This is a genomic window from Pannonibacter sp. I15F10I1, from assembly GCF_900185665.1.
Classification (GTDB): domain Bacteria; phylum Pseudomonadota; class Alphaproteobacteria; order Rhizobiales; family Stappiaceae; genus Pannonibacter; species Pannonibacter indicus.
In genome coordinates, this window is the sequence record NZ_FYAN01000029.1 from 158,797 (window position 1) to 173,021 (window position 14,225).

At 62.6% G+C, this 14,225-nt stretch carries 14 protein-coding genes; 9 read left to right on the plus strand and 5 right to left on the minus strand.

Features of this window, described 5'->3' with window-relative positions:
- The first annotated feature begins 16 nt into the window (after positions 1-16).
- Both IF10I1_RS21570 and IF10I1_RS21575 read left to right on the plus strand, forming a co-directional pair.
- Positions 17-1,414, plus strand: coding sequence for an aspartate aminotransferase family protein (locus IF10I1_RS21570; protein ID WP_050472077.1), 1,398 nt, complete (start codon positions 17-19; stop codon positions 1,412-1,414).
- Positions 1,415-1,666: 252 nt separating this feature from the next.
- Complete coding sequence (locus IF10I1_RS21575) at positions 1,667-2,077, plus strand: BA14K family protein (protein ID WP_094462381.1); 411 nt, start codon at positions 1,667-1,669, stop codon at positions 2,075-2,077.
- Positions 2,078-2,303: 226 nt separating this feature from the next.
- Here the strand turns inward: IF10I1_RS21575 and IF10I1_RS21580 are convergent, their stop codons facing one another.
- Together IF10I1_RS21580 and IF10I1_RS21585 are read right to left on the minus strand one after the other, a co-directional pair.
- Positions 2,304-2,765, minus strand: coding sequence for a YaiI/YqxD family protein (locus tag IF10I1_RS21580; RefSeq protein WP_186392090.1), 462 nt, complete (start codon positions 2,763-2,765; stop codon positions 2,304-2,306).
- Complete coding sequence (locus tag IF10I1_RS21585; RefSeq protein ID WP_186392091.1) at positions 2,762-3,982, minus strand: TIGR03862 family flavoprotein; 1,221 nt, start codon at positions 3,980-3,982, stop codon at positions 2,762-2,764. Before IF10I1_RS21585 ends, IF10I1_RS21580 begins: the two co-directional genes overlap by 4 nt.
- Before the next feature lie 220 nt (positions 3,983-4,202).
- On the opposite strand from IF10I1_RS21585, the gene IF10I1_RS21590 reads away from it, so the two are divergent.
- Positions 4,203-5,534, plus strand: coding sequence for an HD domain-containing phosphohydrolase (locus IF10I1_RS21590; RefSeq protein WP_186392092.1), 1,332 nt, complete (start codon positions 4,203-4,205; stop codon positions 5,532-5,534).
- A 19-nt stretch (positions 5,535-5,553) separates the two neighbouring features.
- On the opposite strand, the gene IF10I1_RS21595 is transcribed toward IF10I1_RS21590, so the two are convergent.
- Positions 5,554-6,330 carry a glycosyltransferase family 2 protein gene (locus IF10I1_RS21595; protein ID WP_186392093.1) on the minus strand — a complete coding sequence of 259 codons (777 nt, stop codon included), beginning with the start codon at positions 6,328-6,330 and terminating at the stop codon, positions 5,554-5,556.
- A gap of 189 nt (positions 6,331-6,519) precedes the next feature.
- On the opposite strand from IF10I1_RS21595, the gene IF10I1_RS21600 reads away from it, so the two are divergent.
- Positions 6,520-7,377, plus strand: coding sequence for a DUF6492 family protein (locus IF10I1_RS21600; protein ID WP_186392094.1), 858 nt, complete (start codon positions 6,520-6,522; stop codon positions 7,375-7,377).
- A 27-nt stretch (positions 7,378-7,404) separates the two neighbouring features.
- Here IF10I1_RS21600 and IF10I1_RS21605 read toward each other — a convergent pair whose 3' ends face one another.
- Positions 7,405-8,151: a glycosyltransferase gene (locus IF10I1_RS21605; protein ID WP_050472083.1), complete on the minus strand. Its 747-nt coding sequence runs from the start codon at positions 8,149-8,151 to the stop codon at positions 7,405-7,407.
- A gap of 455 nt (positions 8,152-8,606) precedes the next feature.
- Here IF10I1_RS21605 and IF10I1_RS21610 point away from each other — a divergent pair, with 455 nt between their 5' ends.
- Positions 8,607-9,773 (plus strand): acetyl-CoA acetyltransferase, encoded by a 1,167-nt coding sequence (locus IF10I1_RS21610; protein ID WP_058897908.1) that lies wholly within the window; start codon positions 8,607-8,609, stop codon positions 9,771-9,773.
- 54 nt (positions 9,774-9,827) lie between these two features.
- Here the strand turns inward: IF10I1_RS21610 and IF10I1_RS21615 are convergent, their stop codons facing one another.
- A complete protein-coding gene (locus IF10I1_RS21615) occupies positions 9,828-10,142 on the minus strand; it encodes a multidrug efflux SMR transporter (RefSeq protein ID WP_186392095.1) in 315 nt (104 codons plus the stop codon).
- A gap of 305 nt (positions 10,143-10,447) precedes the next feature.
- Here IF10I1_RS21615 and IF10I1_RS21620 point away from each other — a divergent pair, with 305 nt between their 5' ends.
- The 4 genes from IF10I1_RS21620 (at position 10,448) to IF10I1_RS21635 (ending at position 14,041) form a co-directional block, all read left to right on the plus strand.
- Positions 10,448-11,023, plus strand: a complete 576-nt coding sequence (locus IF10I1_RS21620; protein WP_050472086.1) for a YceI family protein — start codon at positions 10,448-10,450, stop codon at positions 11,021-11,023.
- A gap of 60 nt (positions 11,024-11,083) precedes the next feature.
- On the plus strand, positions 11,084-11,656 hold the full coding sequence (locus tag IF10I1_RS21625; protein WP_050472087.1) for a cytochrome b: 573 nt from the start codon (positions 11,084-11,086) through the stop codon (positions 11,654-11,656).
- A gap of 43 nt (positions 11,657-11,699) precedes the next feature.
- The gene (locus IF10I1_RS21630; RefSeq protein WP_208977306.1) at positions 11,700-12,254 is read left to right on the plus strand and encodes a YceI family protein; all 555 of its coding nucleotides are present in this window, start codon (positions 11,700-11,702) and stop codon (positions 12,252-12,254) included.
- Between the two features lie 191 nt (positions 12,255-12,445).
- Positions 12,446-14,041, plus strand: a complete 1,596-nt coding sequence (locus tag IF10I1_RS21635; protein WP_371328552.1) for a fumarate hydratase — start codon at positions 12,446-12,448, stop codon at positions 14,039-14,041.
- Positions 14,042-14,225 lie beyond the last annotated feature (184 nt).

Genomic DNA, 14,225 nt, shown 5'->3' on the forward strand with positions numbered 1-14,225 from the left:
CCCGACGGAGCCTGAAATGAACGGTGTATCCAACCGCTATCCGACCGCAGAGCTGCGTGCCCTTGATGCGGCACATCATTTCCATCCCTTCACGGATACGCTCCAGCTCAATGCGGAAGGCAGCCGGGTGATCACCAATGCCAAGGGCGTGTGGCTGACCGATTCAGAAGGCAACCGCATTCTGGACGGCATGGCGGGCCTGTGGTGCGCCCAGATCGGCCATGGCCGCGAGGAAGTGGCCGAGGCGGTATACAAGCAGATGCTGGAACTGCCCTATTACAACACCTTCTTCAAGACGACCCATCCGCCGGTCATTGCCCTCTCCGAGAAGCTGGCGGAGATCTCGCCGCCGCAGTTCAACCGCACCTTCTTCTGTTCGTCCGGTTCCGAGGCCAACGACACCGTATTCCGCATGGTCCGCTTCTACTGGGACCAGATGGGCAAGCCCGAGAAGAAGGTGATCATCGGCCGCTGGAACGGCTATCACGGCTCGACGCTGGCCGGCACCAGCCTTGGCGGCATGAAGGCGATGCACGAGCAGGGCGACCTGCCGGTGCCGGGCGTGCGCCACATCGACCAGCCCTACTGGTTCGGTGAAGGCGGCGACATGTCTCCGGAGGACTTCGGCATCGCCGTCGCCCGGCAGCTGGAGCGCGCCATCGACGAGATCGGCGAGGACAAGGTGGCTGCCTTCATCGCCGAGCCCATTCAGGGCGCCGGCGGCGTCATCATTCCGCCCTCGACCTACTGGCCGGAAATCTCCCGCATCCTCAAGGAACGCGACATTCTCTTCGTCGCCGACGAAGTGATCTGCGGCTTTGGCCGCCTCGGCACCTGGTTCGGCTCGGAATATTTCGGCATCGAGCCGGACCTGATGCCCATCGCCAAGGGCCTGACCTCCGGCTACCTGCCCATGGGCGGCGTGCTGGTGTCGGACAAGGTGGCAGAAGGCGTCATCGGCAAGGGCGGCGAGTTCTATCACGGCTACACCTACTCCGGTCACCCGGCCTGCGCGGCTGCGGCTCTGGTCAATCTTGAGATCATCCAGCGCGAGAAGCTGGTGGAGCGGGTGGCCAATGACATCGGCCCCTATCTGCAGGCCCGCTGGCGCGCGCTTGGCGATCATCCGCTGGTGGGTGAGGCCCGCATGACCGGCCTTGTCGGCGCGCTGGAACTGGTGCCGGAAAAGGGCAACCGCAAGATGGCCTTTGCCGATACGGGCACCGTCGGCACCCTGTGCCGCGACATTTCCTTCGGCAACGGTTTGATCATGCGTGCCGTGCGCGACAGCATGATCATCTCCCCGCCGCTGGTCATCAGCCACGACGAGGCCGACCAGCTCGTCGCCCTCGCCCGCAAGACGCTGGACGACACCTGGGCCGAGCTGAAGCGTCAGGGCAAGGTCGCCGCCTGAAAACGGCTAACGCCGCAAGATCGCATGCTCCCCCGCAAGGCCGCCGCCCTGTGGGGGATTTTGCATTCAGGGCGCATTTCACAGCGCGCCCATCTCCTGCCACAAACCTGTTGAACCTTACCATTCTGTAACGTGACCGCCATCACAGTGGAACAACACGGCTTCGGCTACGTTGTCACCATGAACTCAAGGCAGCACTGCCAGTCTGGCCCGGCCAGCAGGGCAGAATGTTCCGGAGAAGGAGGCTTCGCCATGTTGAACCGGGCTACCAGAATAGCGTCAGCGTCGCTTCTGTCGGCAGCCGTCGTGCTTGCAGCCGTGTCTACGGCGGAGGCAGGCCGCCGCCATCACCACCGTCATCACGGTCATGGCTGGGAAACAGGGGCTGCCATTGTCGGCGGGCTTGCTGCTGGGGCGCTCATCGGCTCGGCGTTGTCTGCGCCGCGCTATCCTGCACCAGTCTACATGGCCCCGCCGCCGCCACCGGTCTACCATCACCGTCCGGCGCCCCGCGTCTATTACCAGCAGCCGGCACCGGTCCATTACCGCCCAGCGCCCTGGAGCCCGGCCTGGTATCAGTACTGCTCGTCGCGGTACCGCTCGTTTGATCCGAGAACCGGTTATTTCCGCAGCTATTCGGGCCGCTACGTTTTCTGCCAGTAGGCATCGTTGTTTTCAGCAGACCTTTGGCCTGGACGCTCCGCCGTCCCGGCACCAGACCTTTTGACTTCAAATTTCGAAAAGGGTGGCCTTATTGCAGGCCCTCTGCGCCGTCAGGAGGCGTGAGAACCGGCTTCCGGTTTGCCCAGAACACTGTCTGGCAAGCTCCCGCCAGCCCAATCAGCCCTCGTCCTTCAGGACGGGGGCTTTTTTCAATGCGCTATGTCTTTCAGGACTGGCCGCCCGGTGCTGCTCTCAAGGCGCCGCGCACGGCGCTTTCCAGCGCCTGCAAAAAGCGGGACCGGTCCTGCCGGGAGAAGGAGGGGCCGCTTTCCCGGATTTCGCCAATCTCGCGCAGATGCGTTCTCAGGTCCCGCATGGCCAGCGCAAGGCCCACATCCCGGAACGGCTTGCCCGAAGGACCGAGCACGCTGGCTCCCGCCTTCACACAGCGGGCCGCCAGCGGCACATCGGCCGTTACCACAACATCACCGGGGGCGGCGCGCTCCGCGATCCAGTCGTCGGCGACATCCAGGCCCTCGGACACGACCACCCGCAGCACCAGTTCGCTCTCCGGCAGACGCATGAAGGCGTTGGAGACGAAGATCATCTGCAGGCCATGCCGTTCTCCAACGCGCACCACTTCTTCCTTCACCGGGCAGGCATCCGCATCGATGTAGATGACCGTCATGCAGAAGCCTTTCCGGCAGCCAGATAAGCCAGAATGCCATCGGCCGCCGCCATGCCCGTCGCAAAGCAGGCCTGAAGCAGGTAGCCGCCGGTGGGCGCTTCCCAATCGAGCATTTCACCTGCTGCAAAGACGCCGGGCCGCTGGCGCAGCATCAGGCCGTCATCGAGTGCCTCAAGCCGGATGCCGCCAGCCGTCGAAATCGCCCGCTCCATGCCGCTGGTGCCCGTCAGCTTCAGCTGCACCTGCTTGATGGCGGCTGCAAGCGCCCCTGGCGAACCATCCTGAGGCGTGAGGGATTCCCGCAGGAGCGCCACTTCCACGGGCAACAGCCCCGCAGCCTTGCGCAGGAAGGTGGAAAGCGATTGCTTGGCCCGCGGCCTCGACAGGCGGCCGGCGAGCGTTGCCACGTCCATGTCCGGGCGCAGGTCGATGGAGAGCACAGTCTCCCCTTCGCTGGCGATCGCCTCACGCAGGGGAGCGGACAAGGCATAGACCGCACCGCCCTCGATGCCCGTGCGGCTGATCATCGCCTCCCCGCGCTGGCGGATATCTCCATGGGCCAGTTCGATACGCTTCAGCGGCTGACCGGCAAAACGCTCCGCAAAGAAAGGCGACCAGTTGCACAGGAAGCCGCAGTTGGAGGGGCGCAGCGGCGTCACATCCACACCCCAGCCTTCCAGCACGGAGAGCCAGTCCCCGCGCGAGCCAAGGCGGGGCCAGCTGCCACCGCCCAGCGCCAGAAGCGTGGCACGGGCAGGCAGAGCTTCCAGCGAACCGTCCTGAGCGCGGAAGAGGTTGCGGCCTTCAGCGCCCTGCCCCTCCCAGGTCTGACGCAGACGGAATGTGACGCCCTGCTTCTCCAGCCGTGCGAGCCAGGCACGCAGCAGCGGCGAGGCCTTCATCGCCTTCGGAAACACACGGCCGCTGGAGCCTACAAAGGTTTCCTGCCCCAGATCTTCGGCAAAGCGGCGCAGCGCCTGAGGGTCAAACCGGCGGATCAAAGGCTCAAGAAAGGAACGGCCGCTGCCGTAGCGTTCCAGAAGGATCCCGATGTCTTCGGAATGGGTCAGATTCAGCCCGCCCCGGCCGGCCAGCAAAAACTTGCGCGCAGGTGAGGCCATACGGTCGAGGATCATTACTTTATGCCCGGCCGCCGAAAGCTTATCCGCAGCCGCCAAACCCGCAGGGCCAGACCCTACGATTACCACATCCGTCATTTTACCAGTTTACCCTGATTTTTCGAACCAAAACCTTGCGGGACAGGACAAGTTTACGAAAAAGATTCACTTTTCCCTTTGGTTACCCCTAAAAATTTGCAGCAAACAGGGTTTTATTAGCAAATAAGGCTGCTTGCTGATGTCAGGAGCACGATCGGCGGGAATCAGCTTGGAGCGCAACCCCATCCGGAGCTCCTGCCCGGCGCATGGAGATTGGAGCATGGCGGAGACACAGAAGCTTATTCTTGTTGTCGATGCGGACGTCAAGGTGCTGACAGCATTTCAGCAGCTGCTTGGCAGCAAGTTCCAGATCGTTACGGCCCGCAGCGCCGTCGAGGCGGTCGCCTGGATCGAGCGCAACCCGTCTGTCGCCGTCGTCATTTCCAGTCTGAATCTGCCCGACATCGACGGCGTCGAGTTTCTGAAGTCCGTCACCGATTTTGCGCCTGTCGCGGCCCGCATCATGCTGACGGCTGACCGGTCTCTGGAAGTCGCCCGCCGTGCGGTCAATGAGGCGAATGTCCTCATGCATCTGCTGAAGCCATGCCCGGCCGACGAGATCGAGAATGCCATCCGTTCCGGACTTGCCTACCACAACCGGGTTCTGAAGGAGAAGAACCTGCTGGAGAAGACACTCTCCGGTTCGGTGAAGCTGCTGATCGACATGCTGGCCCTGTTCCACACGGACGCCTTCCGCAAGACGACCGTCATGCGCCAGCAGGCACTGAAGGTGGCGAAGGCCCTCGGGCTCAAGAAAATCTGGGAACTGGAGATGGCGGTCATGTTCTCGCCGCTCGGTGAGGCGTTGCTGCCGCGGGAAATCCTCTCCCGCTACCGTTCGGCCAAGACCCTGACGGACCCCCAGCGTGAATTGCTCGCCCGCGCTCCGGAGCAGAGCCGGGATCTGTTGCGCAACATTCCCCAGTTCGAGCGGATTGCCGAGGTGCTGTATTACTCGGGCAGAGGCTTTGACGGCTCGGGTTTCCCGACAGATGGCCCGACCGGCAAGGACATCCCGCTGCACTCGCGCATTCTCAAGATCCTGATCGATCTGTGGTACGCAAGCCCGGACACGGGCGTCGATCTGGCCGCCTTTGAAGCGCTGAACATCAACCGGCGGCAATACGATCCGGCGCTGCTGAAAGTCGTGAGGGCATGCCTGCTGGAAACGGAACAGAGCCTCACCGAGCGCTCTCAGATCATAGCCTGCCATATCCGCGCCCTGCGTCCCGGTGACATTCTCATCGACGACATCATCACCGATGGCAGCCATGAACTGGTCCTGTCGCGCGGGCATCAGCTGACGGAAACGACGATCAAGCGCCTGTCGCAGTTCGACCGCCTGACCGGCCTGCGCCAGCCCATCCGGGTGAATAGGCAGGAAGTGCTGTTTGCAGATCCTGTGTCTGGTGCAACCTCCGCGCCTTCGAACACGGCGTCCGACCGCAGCAAAACGCTGTCGCCAGGACAGGGCCAGCAGGTCCACGCCCAGCTGGATGGCTCGCAGCAACAGCAGGGCATGTCCGCAGTGACCGAAAACCTTATCGGCTAGGCAGACAGAACCAGCGCTCTCAACTGGAGGCCCGCTGCTTGTCGAGCATCTTGAGGATGCGCACGAACCGGCCAAAGGACTGGATCGTCGCAAAGGCATAGCCCTTCCAGCCTGCGAAGATGAAGCGCCGCATGATCAGGTACTTCAGCATCTCGACCGGAAATTCGGTGACGAGACGCAGGCGCAGCAGCAGCCCGTTCTTTTTCTTCTGCGTGGCGGCCGCCAGATCTGACGTGTAGTTCAGCTTGGCAATCGCGTGGCCCCAGGTGCGGAACGAGAAGTGATGCTGGCGGCCCTTCAGGATGCCGGTGGTGAAGCCTTCATCCACATCCATCCGGTCATAGGACGGCTCCAGCCGGATGCGGGCGTGTTTCAGATTGTACAGCCGGGGCACCTTGCGGTAGTCGGCAAAGGGGCGCGGCCGCTCATCGCCCGGCAGAACCATGGTGTTGCGCACGAGATAGCAGGCGTGCTGCGGTTCCCCATTCCGGAACAGGCCCGCAATCTCCTGCCGCAGCTCCGGCGTCACCACTTCATCGGCATCGATGTAGAAGACCCAGTCATTGCGGCACTGCTTTTCACCAAAGCTCCGCTGCGGCCCGAAGCCGGCCCACGGATTGCTGATCACCCGCGCCCCGAAAGACTCACAGACCGCCACCGTGTCATCGGTCGAGCCGGAGTCGATGACGACGATTTCCCGCCCCAGCCCCTGCACGCTCTGCAAGGTGCGGCCGATACGGTCCCCTTCGTTGAAGCAGCGGATCAGGACGGAGATCGGGGCAGGAACGTCGGACATGCAACCACCAGACCGGAATAGCGGGCTTGAAAGCAGACGGACAGACGCAAGCCGGAAGCACTGCGTCACGGGCTGCCCGGCTGCGAGGTATTGCGGAAAAGTTTGATCGGATCAAGCGGGATGGATAAACAGGCCCTCACGGCGAGGCCCGCGAGAGGGCACCCCTCCGAGTGACAGGACGGCAGGCACATGATGCAAGGCGCATTTCTCAGACGCTTCCGCAGGCTGCGGCATAATCTGTGCAACTATGTGCTGATCTGGTTCCTGCGCGGCGACAAGCCCTCCCCCTTTGCCAGCACGCTGCTGATCCCCTTGCATGAAAAGGACCTGCCCTTCTTCCGCGAGCATATCGGCACGACGCTGAAGAACCTTGTACAGCCTGTTGATGAGCTCGTCCTTGTGGGCACGGCGAAAGCCTGCGCTGAGCTCGAGGGCTTTTCGGTGGACGGCTGCCCGGTGCGCATCATCCCGGAAGCGCAGGTGCTGCCCGCAGATTTCTCCGCACACGGCTTCACCGACAGTGCGGGCAAGAAACGCAGCGGCTGGATCACCCAGCAGATCATCAAGCTCAGCTGGCCGTCCTACATCGGGTCAGAAAGCTGCATCGTTCTGGATGCGGACACCTTCATCAACCGCCCGGCCAGCTATATCAGCGCCGAAGGACACTACTGGCTGTTCACGGCCGACGATGAAAACCCTGGCTGGAACAGTTTTGTCGAGAAAGCCCTCGGCCGCCCGAAACAGTTTCCCTGGTCACTGGTGGCGCACACGATGATTTTCCGGCGCGGGGCCATGGCCGCCCTGCAGGCTCACATTGAGCAGCGCTTCAACCAGCCCTGGCTGGAAGCGCTCCAGTCCCTGGTGAAGGACAGGGCAGACCACTTCTCGGAATACGAGCTTTACGGGACATTCGTCTGCGAGCATCAGGACTTCGGCTACCGGCACCGCTACTTCTACAACGTGAAGCGGACCAAGAAGGGCACATTCCTGAAGGGCATGCGCCTGCGTCTGTCACGCTTCATCTCCAATCACGTGAAGACCGACTAACCCGCCGTTCCGGCTCTTGCGCCCGTATCAGAACGGATCCTTGCGCAGGCCCGCGTAATAGAGCTTCTTGCGGATCGAGCGCAGCAGCTTGCCGAGCTTGCTCTTCGGCCGCGGCGGCATGGTCGGGTCGGTGACATTGCGCTTCTGGCCGATGTGGCGCGCAACACCCGGCAGCAGATAGGCAACGCGCTTGCCGTCCTGCTTGATGACGGCCGACATCTTGTCATGAAAATGCTGGGCAAAGGGCGCATAGGACTCGTACAGCGCCTTGGTGATCAGCCCCGGATTGCTGGACCAGCCGAAAAATTCGGGATGGGCATCGGCCCGCATCAGGCGGAAATCAACGCCCTCCACCGTCAGCGGATCGGACTTTTCCCGGAACTTTTCCTTGATCTCGTCATAGGCGCGCAGTGACACATTGGCGATTTCCGGATGGGTCTCCAATGCGCGGATCGCAGCTTCCCAGTTGACCGGGCCATCGAATTGCCAGTCATCTTCCAGATGGAAGATATAGGGCGTTGTGGCCGTCGAATAGAGCCTGTCGATGGAGGCCATCAGGCCCATGCGCTCGGGGCTGGAGATGACCTCCGCCCAAGGATAGGTCCGGCGCACTTCATCGATGATGGCGTCGTCCCGGGAATCCTCATGGATCAGAAAGGTACCGCCCGTGTTGAAGCGGCGGAAGGAGGCAAGCGTCTCGGCCAGCAGATCCAGCCGCCCGCAGCTGGTGACGCAGATCGTGACAGTTCCGGGAATTTCGACCGCAGCAGTCATCGGATTTGCCAGCCTCACTTGCGCGCAGAAGAAACGCGCCGCCGGGGCTTGCGCAAAGCCATCACCGGGACGCAGTCAGGCCGCAGATACCATTTGGCCACAGGGCTGGCAACCGGTCTGGCTCGCCACCAGCCTTACGAATAAAAAGGCCGGACCCGTCAGGGCCCGGCCTCAAAACTTTCGGCAACACTTTAAGTAATTTTTACGTATGGAATGACGCTCTTATCGGGGCTTTTGATGACAGGCGTATGACCTGGGGAACAGTCAGATACATTTTCCGCCCGCGACCGGTTTCTGACGGTGCCAGCCACTCCCCCAAACAGAGGAGGCAAAACCCGCTGGCCATGCGGCGCGGGACCGGCATATGTTACGTTAAAGTCAATTGAGGCTTTGTCCCGTGACAGGAAAGGACATCCGCAGCCCGGAGCTGCCGGATGCCAGTGGAGGATCCCGGAATGACAGCGGCAATCGTTGGATGGGCGCACCTGCCTTTTGGGCGGCACGCGGAGGAAACCGTCGAGAGCATGATCGTCAAGGTGGCTGTTGATGCCATCAGCGACGCCGGGCTTGAGCCGAAGGATATCGGCGAGATCTACCTCGGCCACTTCAACGCGGGCTTCTCCCCGCAGGATTTCACCGCCTCGCTGGTGCTGCAGGCAGACCCTGCCCTGCGCTTCACCCCGGCAACCCGCGTCGAGAACGCCTGCGCCACAGGCTCTTCCGCCGTGCATCAGGGCGTGCGCGCCGTCAGCTCGGGCGCGGCCCGTTTCGTGCTTGTGGTGGGCGTCGAACAGATGACCACGACGCCGGGGCCGGAAATCGGCCGCAACCTGCTGAAGGCCTCCTATCTGCCGGAAGAAGGTGACATTCCCGCAGGCTTTGCCGGTGTCTTCGGCAAGATCGCCGAGACCTATTTCCAGCGCCACGGCGACCAGTCGGACGCACTCGCCCGCATTGCCGCCAAGAACCACAAGAACGGCGTCAACAACCCTTACGCCCAGATGCGCAAGGACCTCGGCTATGAGTTCTGCCGCACGGAAGGCGAGAAGAACCCCTTCGTGGCGGGCCCGCTGAAGCGCACGGACTGCTCGCTCGTCTCGGATGGTGCGGCCGCGCTGGTGCTGACGGATACGGCCACAGCACTCGGCATGAAGAAGGCCGTCGCCTTCCGCTCGCTCGCCCATGTGCAGGATTATCTGCCCATGTCGAAGCGCGACATCCTGAAGTTCGATGGCTGCCGCCATGCCTGGGGGCAGGCGCTGACGCAGGCGCGGATGGGTCTGGAGGATCTTTCCTTCGTCGAAACCCACGACTGCTTCACCATCGCCGAGCTGATCGAATACGAAGCCATGGGGCTGGCGCCGGAAGGCCAGGGCGCGCGTGCCATCCTTGAAGGCTGGACCGAAATGGACGGCAAGCTGCCGGTCAACCCGTCCGGCGGCCTGAAGGCCAAGGGCCATCCGATCGGCGCCACCGGCGTGTCCATGCATGTCCTCACGGCCATGCAGCTGACCGGGGAAGCCGGTGGCATTCAGGTGAAGAATGCGGAAGTCGGCGGCATCTTCAACATGGGTGGTGCTGCGGTCGCCAATTATGTGTCGATCCTGCAGGCGCTGAAGTGATTTGAAGTTGCCTCCGGGCCGGGCTTGGCAGTCCGGCCCGGAGGTTTCCTTACGTCACGAAGATACCTTCATCAGCACGATGCCGCTGATGATGAGAAGCGCGGCCGCCACACGCGCAGGCGAGATCACCTCACCCAGCATGACGACGCCGAGCGCAAAGGCCCCGACCGCGCCAATGCCGGTCCAGATGGTGTAGGCCGTGCCAAGCGGCAGATCGCGCATGGCCAGCGCCAGCAGGGCAAATGAGCCGATCATGCTAACAATCATGACGAGGGTTGGAAGAGGCCGGGTGAAGCCGTCTGACAGCTTCATCACAAAGGCCCAGACAACTTCGAGAATTCCGGCAGATAGCAGATAGATCCAGGACATGATGACCTCGTTGCGGGCCGTCCCGGAATGCTGGCACCCATGAGCGGGCGAAGAGGCCGTCCTCTGTTGCCCCCATATGGGACCGGGAGAGAAACGGGTCAAGCTGCCATTTTTCCGCTTGAAAAATGTGGTTTCCTGGACAATCAATTGATCAACAATATTTTACCTGTCCACGCTTCGATTTGATCACTGTTCATTTAACAGAAACGGTGCGTCAAGTTGTGCAGTGCGGAAAAATCATTACATAGTCCCTTGGGCTGCGACAAAGCGCCCTGTTCAGACACTTTGCTGTTCGGAGATTTCTGATGATCCGTCTTGCCGCCTCTGCCCTTGCTCTCGGCCTGCTGACTGCGCCGGTTCTGGCCGCCCCTGTGGCCTATGAATTCGACAAGAGCCATTCCAACCTCTCGTTCTCCTACAACCACCTTGGCTATTCCACCACCGACGGCCGTTTCGGCACCTGGGATGCCAAGCTGATGATCGATGCCGATCAGCCGGAGAATTCCTCGATCGAGATGACGATCGACACCAACAGCCTCGACACCTTCTGGGCTGACCGTGACACCCACTTCAAGAGCGCCGATTTCTTCGACGTCGCCCAGTTCCCGGAAGCCACCTTCAAGAGCACCAAGGTGACCAAGACCGGTGAGCAGACGCTGCAGATCGAAGGCGACCTGACCATCAAGGGCATCACCAAGCCGGCCACGCTGGACGTGACCGTGACCGCCATGGGCGAACACCCGATGGAAAAGAAGCCGTGGGTTGGCTTTGCCGCCACCACCACCATCAAGCGTTCGGACTTCGGCATGGACATGTACACCCCGTATGTGGGTGACGACGTGTCCATCGTGCTGCACGCTGAAGCCGCTATCGCTCAGTAAGCATTGAAAACGCGGGGCGGTGACGTGCCGTCCCGCGCGCATGCTGCAGGGAGAATTTCCATGATACGCAACAGCACCGCAGGCTACGGCTGGGTGGCCATTGCATTCCACTGGACCATGGCCGTGCTCATCATCGGCATGATCGGTCTGGGGCTCTACATGGATGGCCTGCCGATGTCCGATCCTTCGACCTTCGCCATTTTCCAGCTGCACAAGTCCATCGGCTTCGTGGTGCTCGCCCTTGCCGTGCTGCGGCTTGTCTGGCGGTTCATGAACCCCACCCCGGCCCTGCCGGACAGCATGGCGGCCTGGGAAAAGGCTGCCGCGCATCTTGGCCACATCGGGCTCTATGCGCTGATCCTCGCCATTCCGCTCAGCGGCTGGCTGATGGTATCCGCGTCGCCCTGGAACATCCCGACCATTCTCTTCAACACCGTGAACGTGCCGCATCTGCCAGTGCCGGCCGCCCTTGGCACCAAGGAAGAGGCCGAAGGTCTGTTCAAGGCCCTGCACAGCCTGTTTGCCTGGGCGCTCGTCGCTCTGCTCGCCGCCCATATCGGCGCGGCCCTCAAGCATCATTTCATCGCCCGGGACGGCGTGCTCAAGCGCATCGTCCATCCGGTCAGGGGCTGAGCAGAGGCTCACCGCCCCGCATTCTGTCCTCATGGAGTTTCCCATGCGCAAGACTTTTGCAGCCGCCTTTACCGCCGCCAGTCTGATCCTCGCGTCCGGCGCGGCATATGCCGCCGAGTGGACGGTGGATCCGGCCAACAGCAGCATCGGCTTTACCGTCGAGCAGGGCGGCGCGCCGGTCTCCGGCAGCTTCGGTACATGGACCGCGCAGATCGACTTCGACCCGGAGAATGTCTCCGCCGCAAAGATCGAGGCCACCATTGCCACCGGCAGCGCCCAGATGGCCAATGCCCAGTTTGCCGGCATGCTGCCGGGCGCGGACTGGCTGGCCACGGAAGCCTTCCCGGAAGCCCGCTTCACCTCCACCTCCGTCACGGCCAAGGGCGGGAACGCCTATGAGGCGGAAGGCACCCTGTCGCTGCGCGGCGAGGAAAAGCCGGTAACGCTGGCCTTCACCCTCGACATCACCGGCGATACCGCCGTTGCCAAGGGCACGGCCAGCCTGTCGCGCAGCGCCTATGGCATCGGCGCCAGTGTCGGACAGGACAATCTGAAGGACGCCGTCGCGGTCACGATCGACCTCACCGCCACGCGCTGAGCCTCATCCAAAATTGCGATGCGTGAAGGGGCCGGGGCGCTTGTTGCCACCGGCCCTTTTGCCGTAAAGAAGAGCCAGCCAAAGACAGAGCTGCCCGGAGCCATGCCCACGGGTGGCCGTTTTCCAAGACCCTGATGCGAGAGACCGCCATGAATGCTCCCGTCACGCCGCCGGACTACCAGCACAGCGCCATGTTCCCGCTGGGCGAGGACAAGACGCCGTACCGCAAGCTGACGTCCGATTACGTCTCCACCACCACCTTCAACGGCCAGGAGATGCTGATGGTGGAGCCCGAGGGCTTGCGCCTTCTGGCGGAACAGGCCTTCATCGACATCAACCACTATCTGCGCCCGGGCCATCTCGCCCAGCTGCGCGCCATTCTCGATGACCCGGAAGCGACCGAAAACGACAAGTTCGTTGCCTTCGACCTCTTGAAGAACGCCAGCATCGCTGCAGGCGGCGTGCTGCCCATGTGCCAGGACACCGGCACCGCCATCGTCATGGGCAAGAAGGGCCGCCGCGTGTGGACCGACGGTTCCGATGAGAAGGCCCTCGGCGAAGGCGCGCGCGACGCCTATTTCAAGCGCAACCTGCGCTATTCCCAGCTGGCGCCGATCTCCATGTTCCAGGAGAAGAACACCTCCAACAACATGCCCGCGCAGATCGAGCTCTATGCGGAAGGCGATGACGCCTACAAGTTCCTGTTCATGGCCAAAGGCGGCGGTTCGGCCAACAAGACCTTCCTGTTCCAGGGCACGCCCTCGCTGCTGACCCATGACCGCATGATCGATTTCCTCAAGGAAAAGATCCTGACGCTCGGCACCGCCGCCTGCCCGCCCTATCACCTTGCCATCGTCATCGGCGGCACCTCGGCGGAAATGTGCCTCAAGGCCGTGAAGCTCGCCTCCGCCCGCTATCTCGACAACCTGCCCACGCAGGGTTCCGAGCTTGGCCACGCCTTCCGTGACCTTGAAATGGAAGCCGAGATCCACAAGCTGACCCAGGCCACCGGCGTCGGCGCCCAGTTCGGCGGCAAGTATTTCTGCCACGACGTGCGCGTCATCCGCCTGCCGCGCCACGGCGCGTCGCTGCCCATCGGCCTTGGCGTCTCCTGCTCGGCTGACCGTCAGGCCACCGGCAAGATCACGAAGGACGGCATCTACCTTGAGCAGCTGGAGATGCATCCGGAAACCTATATGCCGGAAGTCACGGATGAGAACCTCTCGGACAACGTGGTCAAAATCGACCTGACCCGTCCGATGCCGGAGATTCTGGCCGAACTGTCGCGCCACCCGATCAAGACCCGCCTGTCGCTGACCGGCCCGCTGATCGTGGCCCGCGACCTTGCCCACGCCAAGCTGCGCGAGCGGCTGGAAGCGGGCGAGCCGCTGCCGGACTATTTCAAGAACCACCCGATCTATTACGCCGGCCCCGCCAAGACCCCGGAAGGCATGCCCTCCGGCTCCTTCGGCCCCACCACGGCCGGGCGCATGGATGCCTATGTGGACCAGTTCCAGGCCGTGGGCGGTTCCATGGTGATGCTGGCGAAGGGCAACCGCTCCCCGGCGGTGCGCCGCGCCTGCCAGGCCCATGGCGGCTTCTACCTCGGCTCCATCGGCGGCCCGGCTGCCCGCCTCGCACAGGACTGCATCAAGAAGGTGGAAGTGGTTGCCTATCCGGAACTCGGCATGGAAGCCATCTGGAAGATCGAAGTCGAAGACTTCCCCGCCTTCATCGTCGTGGACGACAAGGGCAACGACTTCTTCCAGGAACTGAACCTGGGGTAATCCGGACCACCACCGGCACAGGCCTACAAATAACGCGGGCGGCTCAAACGGGCCGCCCGTACCTTTTTGGCAAACACTCTCCATCGTCATCCCCGACGCAGCGAAGCGGAGATCGGGGACCGGTGAGCCAAGGTGCATCGGCCCCATGTCTTGATGCCAAACAACTCGCACCCCGGCTCACCGG